Consider the following 15,171-nt stretch of genomic DNA (forward strand, 5'->3'; position numbering starts at 1 on the left):
TAATAGATAAGACCGAGAATATTCTCGGTCTTTTTTTTGCCTTATTTTTTTATAACCTTAAAGCTTTTTGTTATCTCGTTTAAACTAGCTGTAACAATATAATATCCGGGAGGTAAATTCGAAATGTCAACCATATAAGTAGTGTTTTGAGTGTCAAATGATTTTTTAAGTAAGCATTGTCCATTAATAGTATAAACAGAAAATTCAGGGTTTTTAATGGAAATAGTTGAAGAATTTAAAGTAAACTCAATTGAATTCGATACAACGGGATTCTTAAGAGTTATATTTAAAAGGTTGCTGTTTTTGAGTTCTTGTTGTAATATATTTTTATGAGTTAAAGAGCCTTTTGTAAAACCGGAAATTAAAGACCTGACAAAGTGAGGATGTTTTCCTGTAATGTGAATACTATACATACCTTCATCAAATTCAGAAGTATCTAACACAAAAACAGTCGAATTTCGTTCAGTAGTAAAAGAATGAACAGAGATATTATCATTACTAACCGGATTTCCATAAATATCTGCTGTTTTTGTTATTACTGCATTTACTTGCGTTTGAGTTGGGTTTATCTCAGTATCTGAAAAATGAACTTTTAATAAATTAGTCTCTTTAAAAGATTCAAATATCATTTCTATGCCGTTGGGTTGCTTAAGAAAAGCTACAAAATTATCGTTACTATTAAGATTGATTGATTGTGATTCTGAGGTTACATTATACTCTGAAATGTGAGTATGTAAAGATATATTGGAAGGAGTTTCTTTTTTAATACGACTAAGAGTAGCTTTTGTACTTTTAAGTTCAAATAGGGCTGCATTTTTAGGATGGTATACGGTTAAAACACCTTTAGAATTACCTTTATCTAAATTAATAGCTTCGTATTTATTTTCTGAATTGATAATTTGATAATTACTTTTTACTTGTTGTAAAGAGTGTTTGCTTATTGAATATTTATTAGACGTTGTCTTAGGAAAACTGATATCTAATAAAGGTTTAATGTATTTCCAAACATATTGCCCGAGAGCAACATCTATATGATCAAGTTTAGCTTCTCCTTTACTAAAAATGGAATTGGCCCCCGGGCGTAAAGTGCTGTTATAAGGAGCTACACCATCGTTGGTTCCTTGATGTGTGTATAAAATAGCCCCGCTGGTAAACATTAGAGGAGCTAATAGGGTATGACCATTAGCAAAACCAGAACCTCCTATGATAACAAATTTTTCAGGTTCATTATTTACATGAGCATCAAAGTATGGGCGAACCACCTCTTTGCAATAATACGTTGTAGAAGTAGCGCTACCTTCGTTCAAACCGGTATATTTCCACAACCAATTAAACCACCATTGTTGCGAAATATCAGCTAAATAAGTTCCCCAGTAAGGAGTTCCTAAAGCAAATACACGTTTAACTTTATCATATTTATGATGTACATACATAGCAACTTCTGAAGCTTTACCACCATTACTGTGTGCAACAATTGTAAGATTTTGTACAGCATATTTTTCACATACTATATCAATAGCTTCTGCTAGTAGTTTTCCATTTACCCATAAGCCTTCTCCTCTTGTTGTAGCTACAAAAGCAACTTGATACCCGGCATTATAAGCCTCTTGATAAAATGTATTATTCGTAAAGAAAAGCTGATTTAGATCTATATAACCATGATTGAACAAAATAACTTTTCCGTTATAATTAGGTGGTTTGGCTCCATAATGAATGGTTGAATGAATAAGAGGACCAATAAAAAGTGAGCTCAAATTTTGCGGAGTTGGAAGTTGTTGTTCAATAAAACTCTGAGATAATAGAGTAAAAGATGTAAAGAGTAAGCATAAGGTTTTTAATAATTTTAATTTCATTTTAGAAGGGTTTTTGTTATGAAATTAAAATATATAAAAAAATAACGGGAGTTTTTTAAAAATTAATGATATACGTTTTTATTTTTTTGATAAAAACAAAAGAGCAACTCATAGAGTTGCTCTTTTTAAAATATATTTTTTAATAATTAAGCGTTTAATGGCTGACCATCCCAAGCTGCTTTAGCAGCTTCTTTTATCGCTTCAGAATAAGTTGGATGTCCATGACATACACGAGCAATATCTTCAGCAGATGCTCTAAATTCCATAGCTACAGCCATTTCCATAATTAAGTCGGCAGCACGAGCCCCCACTATATGTACCCCTAATACTTCGTCAGTATTTTTATCAGCTAAAACCTTAACAAAACCATCTAAATCACCACTGGCACGAGATCTACCTAGTGCACGCATAGAGAATTTTCCGGCTTTATAATCCACTTTAGCATCTTTTAATTCTTGTTCAGTTTTACCAACCGCTGCAACTTCCGGCCAAGTATAAACAATTCCAGGAATTAAATTATAATCTATATGAGGCTTTTGCCCTGCTAAATATTCAGCAACAACTACTCCTTCTTCTTCAGCTTTATGTGCTAACATAGCACCACGAACCACATCACCAATAGCGTAAATATTACTAACATTAGTTTGTAAGTGATCGTTAACCTCTATTTGTCCTCTTTCAGTTACTTTAACACCTGCTTTTTCTAAAGCTAAACCATCAGTATATGGGCGACGTCCTACGGCAACTAAACAATAATCTCCTACAAATTCAACTTCTTCTCCTTTTTTGTTGGCTGCTTTAACAACTACGTCATTTCCTTTTCTTTCAACTGAAGTAACACCATGACTAGTATTAATTTTCATACCTTGTTTCTTTAAAACTTTGGTAAGTTCTTTAGAAACATCACTATCCATAGTTGGAGTAATGCTTGGTGCATATTCAATAACTGTTACTTCTGCTCCTAAACGTTTGTAAACAGAACCTAATTCTAATCCAATAACTCCACCACCAATTACTAACAAGTGCTTAGGAACTTCTTTTAACTTTAAAGCCTCAGTAGAAGTAATAACACGCTCTTTGTCAAGAGTAATAAAAGGTAATGTTGAAGGTTTAGAACCTGTAGCTATAACAATATTAGTTCCTTCAATAACTTCTTCTGAACCATCATTTTTTGTAACTTTTACATGAGTTGAATCTTCAAAAGAACCAATACCTTCAAAAACATCAATATTGTTTTTATCCATAAGATATTTAATTCCTCCGGTAGTTTGTTCAACTACAGAGGCTTTACGATTTACCATTTTACCGAAATCAAATGTTGGTTTTTCAACAGAAATTCCATGCTCTTCAAAATGGTGTACAGCATCGTAATAATGATGAGAAGAATCTAATAAAGCTTTTGAAGGAATACATCCTACATTTAAACAAGTTCCTCCTAAAGTTGAATATTTTTCTATAATAGCAACTTTAGACCCTAATTGTGCAGCTCTGATAGCAGAAATATATCCACCAGGACCAGAACCAATAACGATTACATCGTATTTCATTTTAAGTTATTTTTTAAAGCGTTCTGCTTAATTATTTTGTTCCATTCTAGGAGTGCAAATGTACAATTATTTGTGATATTATACCTTAATACTAAAGAATTACTATTTTTAGAACCTCAAAATCAAACGTAATGAAAACAACAAAAAAAATAGGTATAATTATCTTGGGAGGATTATTAGTTGCTCAGTTTTTTCAACCGGAGCAAAATCTTGGAAGCTATGAAACAGTAGCAGGGTTTTTAGCTGAAACTAAGGCCGCTCCGGAAATAGAGACAGTTTTAAAGAAAGCGTGTTTTGATTGTCACAGTAACTCAACTAATTATCCTTGGTACAGCAAAATAACACCTGTTAATTATTGGATGGCAAGTCATGTTAAAGATGGTAAAAAGCACTTAAACTTTTCTGATTGGAGCAATTATTCTTTAAAAAGAAAAGAGCATAAAATGGATGAAGTGCATGAAGAAGTTGAAGAAAAGCATATGCCAATAACTTCTTATACCATTACACATGGTGATGCTAAATTAACGGATGAGGAAATCAAACTTATTGTTGATTGGGGAAAACAAGCACAAGCAGAATATAAACAACAATTAGGTAAGGAGTAATTGAAGCAACATATTTTAATTATAGGATATGTTTGGGTGGAGCCTAACTCATCAGCTGCGGGAAGCAGAATGTTACAACTAATAACCTTGTTTTTAAAACATAATTTTAAAGTAACGTATGCTTCTCCTGCTCAAAAGTCAGACAAGGCCGTTGATTTAGGTTCTTTAGGAGTAGAAGAAAAAGAAATTGAATTAAACTCATCTTCTTTTGATGATTTTATTTCTGAATGTAATCCAACAATTGTGATGTTTGATCGTTTTATGATGGAGGAGCAATTTGGTTGGAGAGTAGCAGAAAATTGTCCTAATGCCTTGCGTATACTTGATACTGAAGATTTACATTTTTTAAGAAAAGTAAGACATCAGTTGTTAAAAGAAGAGAAAGAATTTTCAATTGAAGCTTTATTACTTTCTGAGGAAGCTAAACGAGAAATTGCTTCTGTTTTAAGATGTGATATGACATTAATTATATCCACTTTTGAAAGTAAGTTGCTGAAAGAGGTTTTCAAAGTTGATGAAACATTAATATATCACTTACCTTTTTTATTAAATCCAATTGATACTTCGATAACACAACAATGGAGCTCATTTTCAGAAAGAAAACATTTTGCTTTTATAGGAAATTTTTTTCATGCACCTAATGTAGATGCTGTAGTATATCTAAAAAAAAGTATTTGGCCGGAAATTAGAAAGCAATTACCAAAAGCCGAACTTCATGTTTATGGAGCTTATGTTAATCAACAAATTCAACAATTACATAAACCTCAGGAAGGCTTTTGTATAAAAGGATTTGCTCCTGATGCTATGGATGTAATTATTGCTTCAAAAGTAGTATTGGCACCTTTACGATTTGGAGCAGGAATAAAAGGAAAGTTAACAGAGGCAATGTTATGTGGTACTCCAAGTGTAACTACTACTATTGGAGCAGAAGGAATGCATGATGACTTACCTTGGAGTGGTAGTATAGAAGATGATGTAGCAAGATTTTCTGAATTAGCTGTAGCATTATATACCAATGAACAGTTATGGCAAGAATCTCAAAAAAATGGAATTAGAATTATTAATGAAATTTATAATAAAAATAAGCTAGAAGAAACTTTTATACATCATGCTATTGAAAATTTATTAAACCGGTTAAAAGAGCACAGAAACCAAAATTTTATAGGAAGTTTATTACATTATAAAACATTACAGGCAACAAAATATATGAGTAAATGGATTGAAGAAAAAAATAAAAAGTAAATTAAAAATAGTTATTATATTTGCAACTTAGTTGCTTTTATTTGATTCGTATGATAACCAAACTTAATTTCAATTCAGATAACTTGGGTATTGCCAGTTCTACACTTTGTTTTATTCATTGTATAGCTACCCCTTTTTTATTTTTACTGCATTCAAGTAGTCATTTAATACCAACTTGGTGGAAATCTTTAGATGTTGTTTTTTTACTAATATCATTTTTTGCTATTTATTTTACTATTAAAAACACAGATCATAAATGGGTAAAAGTATTTTTGTTAGGCGCTTGGATACTATTATTGCTAATTATTTTAAATGAACAATTTCATGTAGTGGAAATTGCAGAAGAAATTATTTATGTACCCTCGTTAGTTTTAATAGTTGTTCATTATTACAATAAAAAATATTGTAAATGTAGTAGTAAAGAACAGAAGTAATAAAAAAAACACCTTCAATTTTGAAGGTGTTTTTTTATTATTGAATTTTTATATCAATAGACGTTCTACTTTGCCAACCTGTAACATCAATTACTGAAATTTGACAGTGATAATCGCCAGAATCTATATTTTTCGGAATAGAGATAGAATGTGAGATTTCATATTCCTTTAACTGATTTTTAAGTGTATGATTTTCCATAAAAATAAGAGGGGTAATAGGAGTTTTAAGCGGATCTAAATCGCATTTTGTTCCTTGGTCATCATGAGTATGATGATCAAAATTATGATGAATATCTATAGCATAAGAAGCTAAAGCAATATTATCAGATACTTTTACTTTAATCTGATATGTTTCTCCTTTTTTTAATACGTCACATGATTGTGGAAAACCGCCATTATAATTAACCGTAATTGTTGGCTTTTCTGTGTCTGGTTCTTCATTATCACTACTACAACTGATGATGATTAAACTTAAAATAAATAGAAAACTTAGTTTTTGTACTGATTTCATTGTTATAATTGATAAACAACCAGTCTGCTGAAAAAAAATATCAACAAACTGGTTTAATTAAGGGATTATTTAATTTCAAAAGGAACCGATAGTTTTACAGCTTCACTTTCTCCGCTTTCAGTTACATAAATATTTAACCAATATTCTCCAACAGGTGATCCTTGAATTAAATCAAAATGGTAATGAATATCCGGGTTTTTTATACCTTCGTATAAATTTTTAGGTAAAACCGAAACAATTTTGTCCCATTTACCAATAGCTACATTTTGTCCTTGCCTCCATTCTTTATACCATAATTCATATTTAATTTCAGTTACGGTATTTACTCCGGAAACATATTCAAATTCTGTATGCAATTCATCTTTACCTAATGCTACTACTTTATTATTTCCTACTTCTAAGTTTTTAAACTTTTGAATAATATGTAATTGTTTAGTAGTACGGCTTTTAGTACCATCTTCATGCTCAACAGTAATTATGAATTTATAAATGCCTTCAGCAGGTTTAAAAGAAGGGTTGTATTTGTTTTCTTCGTCGAAGTAAACATGATAATGAATGTGTGGATTTAATTGGCCTTGATAATGATCAACAGGAACTAAATGATTTTTTAATTGCCAAGCAACTTCACCTGTTTTTACAGTATTGATACGTAAAGGTTCAGCATCAAAATAAATTTTGGTAACCTTACTGGTTCCTGAATAATCAAATTCAATATGGATGTCAACATTAGATTGAGGTAAAACAAAACTCGAATTTCCAAGCTCCAGGTCTTTAAACCTTTCTGAATTAATGTTTTCATCAAATGTTTCCGGTAAATTATCGTCGTCATTACAAGAAATGATGAAGAAACTTGCTAAAAATAGTAGTAGGATGTTAAATGTGTTTTTCATGATGTAAAAAATTAAAATGTTTGTATAATGGTTATTGAAAAATTTCTCCCCGGCTCAGGAACTTCTATTAATCGGTAAAAACTAGTATGATCAAATACCTTACTGTTTAATAGATTCTGTATTCGTCCCTGAACTTTTAGAGGATGTTTTTTTGAAAAAATAGGTAAGCTTGTGTGCAAGCCTACATTAATAAGTGAATATCCCTTAGTAGGTCTTTCCGGAGGAACTATTTCATACTGACTTGATGTAAGCCGTATGTTAGAAAAAAGTTTGGTGTTTTTGAAAATTAACCAAGGTTTCAAGTGGTACTCTACAGATAAAATTCCGGTTAAAGGCGGTGAAAAAGGTAACGTAAACCCTTTCTTTGTGCCATTCAATTGTTTGGCACGTACATATTCTAACGATCCGGAAAAGGAAAGTGCTTTAGTAGGAGCATAATCTACAGTTATCTCACCACCATACCTAAAAACCTTACTTTGATTGTATTGATATTTTTGTAATGTCTCATAATATGCAGATGTAGGACTTAAATAAATATAGTTATCAAAATAATTAATAAAAGGAGTTAGCTGTAAGGTTGCATTTTTAAAAGTAGCTTTAACTTCTCCATCTATTTGATAAGAGCTTTCAGGTTGTAGTGAAAGATTACCTTCTTCATATCGATACATATGGTAGTTAACTCCATCTGAAGCCAATTCATTAGCCAAAGGAATTCTAAAACTTTTGCCTATATTTATTTTATATGACATAGGGTTTTGAGCATAGCTAATTCCTACTGAAGCACTGAAACTATTAAAAGTTAAGTCCTTTGTATCGGAACGTTGTAGTTGCTGAAGAGAAGTAGTTCCGTTAGTATCTGTTACAGGAGTCAGAAACCATTCATAATAAGGTTGTGTGTGTATGCTTCCATAATCGTATCTAATACCTCCATCAATATGCAAGTTAGAGTTAATTTCATATAAATCATACAAAAAAGCTCCGGCAGTAAATCGTTTATAAGCAGGGATAAGAAATCCCCATCCTGAAATGGTATTGTGTTGATATTCCAAGTTAATTCCTGTGGTTATTTTATGATGTTTAAATGAACGTAGCTGATTTTTGATATTAAGACTATACGTGTTTTTCTTAAACAAACGTTCCATCGTAGAATCAGGCTTAGGCATATATCCATGAGGAACCGGTTCAGAATGTTCTTCTCTATAATTTTTTTGAAAACCAACCTCAATATCTAAGGTATGATCTGGGAATGTAAGAGAGGTGTTATTTGTTATCTTAAAATGATTGACTCTGTGATATGGCAGGTTAATATCTCTATTGTTTTTATCATAATCAATTTTTGAAGTCCTGACTTCCAATCCATGCGCATTTGCAAAAAATCCGTTTTTAGAATTAACATTACTAAATGTGGTAATAGATGTGAGGTTGTCAGAAGTATATCCTAATGAAAAACTAAGATTATGATTATAACCGGCAGTATTTCGTAAATAGTTTTTATGTAAATCAAAAATGTAATTATCATAAATTATTTTGCGGGTAGGAACCTTATAATCGCCATAATCTTCATGGGTTAATCGGGCTTTGTAAAACCAGTGTTTATATCTCTGTTTAACACCGAATGATAATCCATATAAATCATTATTACTTCTGTTAGTGATGTTAACATCTCCTGAAAAAGAATTGACTTCCGGAAGTATATTATTTTTAAGATTAACCACACCAGCTATTGCATCGGAACCATAGAGTAACGAAGAGGCTCCCTTAGTAATTTCAATCTGTTCAACATTGTATTGATCTATTTCTAAACCATGATCTGCTCCCCATTGTTGAGCTTCATGCTTTATTCCGTTTTCAATAACAGCAACTCTGTTAAAACCTAATCCTCTAATAGTAGGTTTTGATTGACCGGAACCAATTGTAATTGAACTAACTCCGGGTATATCTTTTAGAGTTTGCATTAAACTATTATCTCTGTTTTTTTCTAAAAAAGTTTGATTCACTTTTTTAGAATGAAGAGAGTGTTTAGAGAATGTTTTTTTGTCATTAGAGGTAATTACTACTTCATTTAAATCAGTATTATTTTGCTTAAGAAAGATGGTTACATTGGTTGTTGCAGGCAACGATATAAATGAATTGTAGGTTTCATATCCTACATAAGAAACTTTTAAAGAATATTTTTTTACAGGTAAATTGTAAAAAAAAGCGATTCCTTTAGCATTTGTGTAGGTATGTTTTATGCCCAAAGTTACATGTGCATTGGGTAATACGTTTTGGGTAGTTTCATCAACTATAGTTAAGGTAACATTAGAGTTTTGCCCCACCAACATAGTATGAAACAGTACACAAAATAAAGTAGTTAAACTTTTATTTTTCATGTAAACTGAAATTATAAAGGGTAACAGTTAGCTATTCAGCAATCAATTATTTAATTGCCGTTTAAAAATTGCAGATGTTTTTTATTTCTGCATGAAATTGAAGAAATCAAGAAAAAGGCTATTGAAATTTCAATAAAACAGAAAAATAGATTAAATACTCGGAGGTGCTCTGAGTTGTTTATTTGAATAGTTATAAGTAGACCAAAAAAGAGGGGAGAAGTCTTTAATTACTTTTTGGTAAGGTATATCAAATACCAGAGGGATAAATGTTACAGAAGAAACATAAAATTGCGAAAAAGAAAAATAGCAAATATCACAAATATCATTGGTTAGTTCATGTAAATGCGTTATTTCATCATTACTGTTCTGTTGGTACTCGGCTTCATGAAAGTGTACAGATTTTATAATAAGAGGAATAGCAAGAATGAGTACCAAAAAAATGGATACAAGTTTATTTTTTATGCTATTGTTTTTTAAAGTCATTTTACTTATTGCAACTTAATTGCAAAAATAAATCACTGTAGACTTTAATACCTATCTTACATAGTTAATTTTTTCTAAAAAAAATCTTAAAAAACAACTTAGTTGCTTTAATGTTTTTAAATGAAAATTACTCCTTTTTTAAAGGAGAATAATCTAGAGGAAGCATGTTGGCAAGAGCTTTAAAAGCCCAATATCCTTCATTAAATACAGACGTAGGATTACTTACAATACCGGTAGTGTATATTTCAACAGGTCCATCTAAAAGAACGATACTTGAAGTTTGAACTCCGGATTGTTTTTTTCTTTGACCAAACCTGCCTTTTAAAAAGTTATCTTCTTCAATTTCTTTTGTATAAGTGATGGATAAAAAGTTTTCAAAACTTAAAAGAGGAGTAGTAGTAGCTGTTATCATTTCAGAATAAGGAACATCTGTCTTATATAAAAAATCCTGATATTTAGGTAATCTGGCATTTTTTAAGACAACTAGAGCACTATCGAGAGGTGTTTTAGGAATTGTTATTTCTTGTGAAAAATTAATATTTCCATGTAACTTAACCAATTCTTGTGCTAGTTTAATTTTTTCTTCAGAAGGTCTGTTTGGATTCTCAAGTCGTTTAAATTGATTAACAAAAAAACCTTCATCTTTTAAATTTTGATTTAGTAAACAGCGTAAAAAATTCATACGGGAACCGTTATAGGCTATTCTTCTGTTTTTCTCCCATTTTTTACTTACAGATTTTCTAAGATTTTTATATTGAGCATATCCGCTAAAAACAAGATGTTGAGAAGTAAGTGTAAAGTTTACCAAATCATAAGTAATTAAATACCCCAGCTCTTTATTTTTTATGACTAATGGTTTTTTAGCCAAGGCAGTTAGCGTATTGGTACTGGCATTATAATCAAAATGTAAATCTTTTTCATTAGTTATTACACAATTATCAGCCACTTTTGATCTGCCTAAAAGAGCTTGTTTAAAACGTTGCAGGTTGTACTTCCAATCTTTATCATATACTGTTTCTTTGATTTCAACTTCATTTAAAAGAGTAGTATCAGGAGTTAGTTGTATGTGAAAGTTTATCTTTTGATTCTTATCATTAATTGTTGTTTGAAAACTGTTAAAACCAATAAAAGAAACAATTAAATCATAATTTCCTTTTTTTACAGGTAAACTAAATTCTCCTTCAGCATTAGTAATAGTACCAATGGTTGTGTTATTCAAATACACAGAAGCTCCTTCCAGTGGTTCATTTTGAGAAGTAGTAACTTTCCCGGTAATCACTATTTGTGCATAGAGTAGACCTTGTAAGAAAATTAATAGAAAAAAAATAAGCCCTTTTTTCATGAAAAGTATTTTCACTAAAAATAAGGACTTATTTTCTAAAAGAAAGTTAAAGTTTTATGTCGAAATTTTTAAACAATTTTCTTAAAATGTTTCGTGGATTTACCCCAAGTTAGTAGGCTGTGCTAATAATCCGGCACGTTTTAATAAAGCATCCGAATTCGGCTCTTTTCCTCTAAAACGTTTATACAATTCCATAGGCTTTTCTGTACCTCCTTTAGAAAGTACGTATTCTTTAAATTTATGGGCAATTTCCTGATTAAATATTCCCTTTTCTTTAAAGTATTCAAAAGCATCAGCATCTAAAACTTCTGCCCATTTATACGAATAATATCCGGCAGAATAACCGCCTTGGAAAATATGAGAAAAAGAAGTGCTCATACAATTTTCAGCAACATCAGGGTATAATTGAGTACTGGCAAAAGCATGATTCTCAAAATCTTTTACAGAAGTAATACGTTCAGGAGATTCACCAGCATGCCAGCTCATATCTAACAAACCAAAACTAAGCTGACGTAAGGTTTGCATTCCTTCATGAAAACTGGCTGATTCTTTAATTTTTTCAACATATTCCATAGGAATCATTTCTCCGGTTTCGTAGTGTTTGGCAAAAAGCTCTAAAGCTTCTTTTTCATAACACCAATTTTCTAACACTTGACTAGGTAATTCAACAAAATCCCATGATACTGAAGTGCCGGATAAACTTTTATAAGTAGTATTGGCAAGCATACCATGTAAAGCATGACCGAATTCGTGAAATAGCGTGGTAACTTCGTTAAAAGTTAATAAAGACGGTTTGGTTTCTGTAGGTTTGGTAAAATTACAAACAATAGATACATGAGGTCTTTCATTAACTCCATTGTGTACGTATTGAGATTTGTAAGAAGTCATCCAGGCGCCATTACGTTTTCCCGGTCTAGGGTGGAAATCAGCATAAAAATAAGAGATAAAGTTACCGTCATTATCTGTAACTTCATATGTTTTTACATCTTTATGATATGTGTCAATAGTAGTAATATGTTTAAAATTTAAACTATAGAGCTTGTTAGCAATTTCAAAAACCCCATCAATTACATTTTCTAACTTAAAATAAGGTTTTAAGGCTTCTTGATCTAAACTGAATAATTCTTTTTTAAGCTTTTCAGCATAATAAGCACCGTCCCATTTTTCAAGACGATTAATATTATCTAACTTTTTAGCATAATTTTCTAAGTTAGAAAATTCTCGTTGAGCAGCCGGCTTGGCTTTTTCTAACAATTCATTTAAAAAGTCAAGCACTTTTTCAGGAGTTTCAGCCATACGTTCTTCTAAAACAAAATGAGCATGTGTTTTATATCCTAATAAATTGGCTCTTTTATGGCGTAGGTTAACAATGTTTAACACTATTTGCTCATTGTTGTATTGATTTTTCTGAAAACCTTTTTGTCCGAAAGCAATAGCTAATTGTTTACGTAATTCTCTATTATCAGCATAGGTCATAAAAGGAATGTAACTCGGATAGTCTAAAGTTATCATCCAACCGTCTTTCCCTTTTAGTTTAGCAAGTTCTTTAGCTGCTTCTTTAGCACTTTCAGGCAATCCGGCTAAATCATTTTCATCAGTTAAAAGCATTTCAAAAGCATTGGTTTCTGCTAATACATGCTCTCCGAATTGCAACGAAAGTTTAGCCAACTCGGCATCTAACTTACGTAATTTAGCTTTGTCTGTTTCATTTAAATTTGCCCCATTACGAGCAAAACTTTTGTATTGTTTGTCTAACAACATTTCTTGCTCAGGAGTTAGATTTAAGTCAGACATTTGATGGTATACCGCTTTTACACGCTTGAATAACTCTTCATTTAAAATCATATCATTTTTAAATTCACTTAACCAAGGAGAAATTTCTTTAGCTATTTGTTGAATTTCATCATTTGTTTCAGCAGAATTTAAGTTGAAAAAAATTGAAGTAACTCTATTTAGTTTATCACCTGTATTATCTAGAGCTACTGTAGTATTTTCAAAAGTTGGAGCGGCAGTATTTTTAACAATAGTATTAATTTCATCTTTAGCCAGTTCTATAGCTTTTTGTATTGCCGGTTTATAATCTTTTTCTTTAATTTTAGAAAAAGGTGCGGTATCAAAATCTTGTAAAAGTGGATTCATTTTCAGATTCTTTTTTAATTAACGAAACCTCACAAATTTTTAATCTGTGAGGTTTACTTTTTATATTTTGTACTAAAGTACTTATTTTTTTACTCTTTCAGAAGCTTTTTCAACTTTGAGTTTTAAGCCTTCTTTATAAGCTATTATTTTATCTAAAACACATTTATCAGAAGCGCCAATAATTTGTGCAGCAAGAATACCTGCATTTTTAGCTCCGTCTAATGCAACAGTAGCAACCGGTACACCTCCTGGCATTTGAAGTATAGATAAAACAGAATCCCAACCATCAATAGAATTTCTACTTTTTACAGGAACTCCAATAATCGGTAACGGACTCATGCTGGCTACCATTCCGGGTAAGTGCGCAGCTCCACCAGCTCCGGCTACGATAACTTGTACACCTCTTTTGTGTGCATTTGTAGCGTAATCAAATAATTTTTCAGGAGTACGGTGTGCAGAAACAATATCAACCTCTACTTTTATATCAAAACTTTCTAATACGTCAATTGCTTCTTGCATGATTGGAAGGTCTGAATCACTTCCCATTATTATTCCTACCATAATTGTTATTTTGCTATTACCTTAATTGTTTCTTTTACTTGTTGTGCAATTTTTCTAGCCTCGTTTATATCTTCATTAACAATAGTTACATGCCCCATTTTACGAAAAGGTTTTGTGGTTCTTTTTCCATAAATATGAGGAGTAACTCCGTTAATTTTTAAAATTTCTTCGATATTTTCATATACAACCTCTCCGGTATAGCCTTCAGCTCCTACTAAATTAACCATAATTCCGGTTACTTTACTGTCTGTATTCCCTAGAGGAAGGTTTAAAATACTACGTAAGTGTTGTTCAAATTGATTGGTATAACTGGCTTCAATTGAATAGTGCCCTGAATTGTGAGTTCTGGGAGCTACTTCATTTACCAGAATTTGATCATCTTCGGTTTGAAACATTTCTACAGCTAGCAAACCAACAAAACCGAAAGTATCAGCTACTTTAAGAGCTACTTCTCGTGCTTTTTGTGCTACATGAGCTTCAATTCTGGCCGGACAAATTACATATTCTACCTGATTTGCTTCCGGATGAAACTCCATTTCAACTACCGGATAGGTTTTGGTTTCACCTTTAGCATTTCTGGCAACAATAACTGCTAACTCATTTTTAAAAGGAACTAACTTTTCTGCAATACATTCTCCTGACGGAAGATTGTTTAAATCATGAATAGATTTTACAATTTTTACTCCGTTACCATCATAACCAAATCGGGCAGATTTCCAAACAAAAGGAAAAGAAATAGCTTCATTATGTATAGAGTGTTTTAGCTCTTCTAAAGAAGTAAATCTTGAAAAATCTGCTGTAGGTATTCCTTTGTCATGATAAAATACTTTTTGATGCGCTTTATTTTGAATAGTTCGCAAGTTTTTAGGCTTAGGATAAATAGTAAGTCCTTCAGCTTCTAAAGTATCTAAAGCATCAATGTTTACATTTTCAATTTCTATGGTTAACAAATCTACTTGTTTACCAAAATTATAAACCGTATCATAATCCAGTAAGTCACCTTGATGAAATTCATTGCATATTTGCGCACAAGGCGCATTGCTATCAGCATCTAAAATACTTGTATGAATATCAAATTTTTGTGTTTCAGCAAGTAACATTCTACCTAATTGCCCGCCACCAAGAACGCCCAATTTAAAGTTTGAAGAAAAATAATTTTTCACGATAAATTTGTTAGTTGTGTTGTTGTTGC

The 15,171-nt window shown here is 31.4% G+C and carries 13 protein-coding genes; 3 read left to right on the forward strand and 10 right to left on the reverse strand.

Features of this window, described 5'->3' with window-relative positions; translation table 11 throughout:
- Positions 1–41 precede the first annotated feature (41 nt).
- Positions 42–1,853, reverse strand: coding sequence for a T9SS type A sorting domain-containing protein (locus tag ACQY1Q_RS03350; RefSeq protein ID WP_431003871.1), 1,812 nt, complete (start codon positions 1,851–1,853; stop codon positions 42–44).
- Between the two features lie 146 nt (positions 1,854–1,999).
- Positions 2,000–3,400 carry a dihydrolipoyl dehydrogenase gene (gene lpdA / locus ACQY1Q_RS03355; protein ID WP_431003872.1) on the reverse strand — a complete coding sequence of 467 codons (1,401 nt, stop codon included), beginning with the start codon at positions 3,398–3,400 and terminating at the stop codon, positions 2,000–2,002.
- 131 nt (positions 3,401–3,531) lie between these two features.
- On the opposite strand from lpdA, the gene ACQY1Q_RS03360 reads away from it, so the two are divergent.
- From ACQY1Q_RS03360 to ACQY1Q_RS03370, 3 genes are read left to right on the forward strand one after another with little or no spacing between them, the layout of a single operon-like run.
- On the forward strand, positions 3,532–4,005 hold the full coding sequence (locus tag ACQY1Q_RS03360) for a heme-binding domain-containing protein (protein ID WP_431003873.1): 474 nt from the start codon (positions 3,532–3,534) through the stop codon (positions 4,003–4,005).
- On the forward strand, positions 4,006–5,247 hold the full coding sequence (locus tag ACQY1Q_RS03365) for a glycosyltransferase (RefSeq protein WP_431003874.1): 1,242 nt from the start codon (positions 4,006–4,008) through the stop codon (positions 5,245–5,247). It begins immediately after the preceding gene.
- Between the two features lie 50 nt (positions 5,248–5,297).
- Positions 5,298–5,681 carry a MerC domain-containing protein gene (locus ACQY1Q_RS03370; protein WP_431003875.1) on the forward strand — a complete coding sequence of 128 codons (384 nt, stop codon included), beginning with the start codon at positions 5,298–5,300 and terminating at the stop codon, positions 5,679–5,681.
- Positions 5,682–5,718: 37 nt separating this feature from the next.
- Here ACQY1Q_RS03370 and ACQY1Q_RS03375 read toward each other — a convergent pair whose 3' ends face one another.
- The 8 genes from ACQY1Q_RS03375 to ACQY1Q_RS03410 form a co-directional block, all read right to left on the reverse strand.
- Complete coding sequence (locus ACQY1Q_RS03375; protein WP_431003876.1) at positions 5,719–6,192, reverse strand: DUF4625 domain-containing protein; 474 nt, start codon at positions 6,190–6,192, stop codon at positions 5,719–5,721.
- Positions 6,193–6,257: 65 nt separating this feature from the next.
- Positions 6,258–7,082 carry a hypothetical protein gene (locus ACQY1Q_RS03380; protein WP_431003877.1) on the reverse strand — a complete coding sequence of 275 codons (825 nt, stop codon included), beginning with the start codon at positions 7,080–7,082 and terminating at the stop codon, positions 6,258–6,260.
- A gap of 11 nt (positions 7,083–7,093) precedes the next feature.
- A complete protein-coding gene (locus tag ACQY1Q_RS03385) occupies positions 7,094–9,454 on the reverse strand; it encodes a TonB-dependent receptor (RefSeq protein ID WP_431003878.1) in 2,361 nt (786 codons plus the stop codon).
- 150 nt (positions 9,455–9,604) lie between these two features.
- On the reverse strand, positions 9,605–9,889 hold the full coding sequence (locus ACQY1Q_RS03390) for a hypothetical protein (RefSeq protein ID WP_431003879.1): 285 nt from the start codon (positions 9,887–9,889) through the stop codon (positions 9,605–9,607).
- A 175-nt stretch (positions 9,890–10,064) separates the two neighbouring features.
- Positions 10,065–11,279 (reverse strand): carboxypeptidase-like regulatory domain-containing protein, encoded by a 1,215-nt coding sequence (locus tag ACQY1Q_RS03395; RefSeq protein ID WP_431003880.1) that lies wholly within the window; start codon positions 11,277–11,279, stop codon positions 10,065–10,067.
- Positions 11,280–11,378: 99 nt separating this feature from the next.
- Positions 11,379–13,418, reverse strand: a complete 2,040-nt coding sequence (locus tag ACQY1Q_RS03400; protein WP_431003881.1) for a M3 family metallopeptidase — start codon at positions 13,416–13,418, stop codon at positions 11,379–11,381.
- Positions 13,419–13,499: 81 nt separating this feature from the next.
- Positions 13,500–13,979 carry a 5-(carboxyamino)imidazole ribonucleotide mutase gene (gene purE, locus ACQY1Q_RS03405; RefSeq protein WP_431003882.1) on the reverse strand — a complete coding sequence of 160 codons (480 nt, stop codon included), beginning with the start codon at positions 13,977–13,979 and terminating at the stop codon, positions 13,500–13,502.
- Between the two features lie 5 nt (positions 13,980–13,984).
- Entirely contained in the window at positions 13,985–15,142 is a 1,158-nt protein-coding gene (locus ACQY1Q_RS03410) for a 5-(carboxyamino)imidazole ribonucleotide synthase (RefSeq protein ID WP_431003883.1), read from the reverse strand.
- Positions 15,143–15,171: the final 29 nt, after the last annotated feature.

The sequence above is a fragment of the Tenacibaculum sp. TC6 genome (genome assembly GCF_050606265.1).
GTDB lineage: Bacteria > Bacteroidota > Bacteroidia > Flavobacteriales > Flavobacteriaceae > Polaribacter.

Coding starts and splice junctions, on each gene's coding strand:
- ACQY1Q_RS03385 (WP_431003878.1), bottom strand. CDS start 9,454: ATGAAAAATAAAAGTTTAACTACTTTATTTTGTGTACTGTTTCATACT.
- lpdA (WP_431003872.1), bottom strand. CDS start 3,400: ATGAAATACGATGTAATCGTTATTGGTTCTGGTCCTGGTGGATATATT.
- purE (WP_431003882.1), bottom strand. CDS start 13,979: ATGGTAGGAATAATAATGGGAAGTGATTCAGACCTTCCAATCATGCAA.
- ACQY1Q_RS03400 (WP_431003881.1), bottom strand. CDS start 13,418: ATGAATCCACTTTTACAAGATTTTGATACCGCACCTTTTTCTAAAATT.
- ACQY1Q_RS03380 (WP_431003877.1), bottom strand. CDS start 7,082: ATGAAAAACACATTTAACATCCTACTACTATTTTTAGCAAGTTTCTTC.
- ACQY1Q_RS03395 (WP_431003880.1), bottom strand. CDS start 11,279: ATGAAAAAAGGGCTTATTTTTTTTCTATTAATTTTCTTACAAGGTCTA.
- ACQY1Q_RS03370 (WP_431003875.1), top strand. CDS start 5,298: ATGATAACCAAACTTAATTTCAATTCAGATAACTTGGGTATTGCCAGT.
- ACQY1Q_RS03360 (WP_431003873.1), top strand. CDS start 3,532: ATGAAAACAACAAAAAAAATAGGTATAATTATCTTGGGAGGATTATTA.
- ACQY1Q_RS03375 (WP_431003876.1), bottom strand. CDS start 6,192: ATGAAATCAGTACAAAAACTAAGTTTTCTATTTATTTTAAGTTTAATC.
- ACQY1Q_RS03350 (WP_431003871.1), bottom strand. CDS start 1,853: ATGAAATTAAAATTATTAAAAACCTTATGCTTACTCTTTACATCTTTT.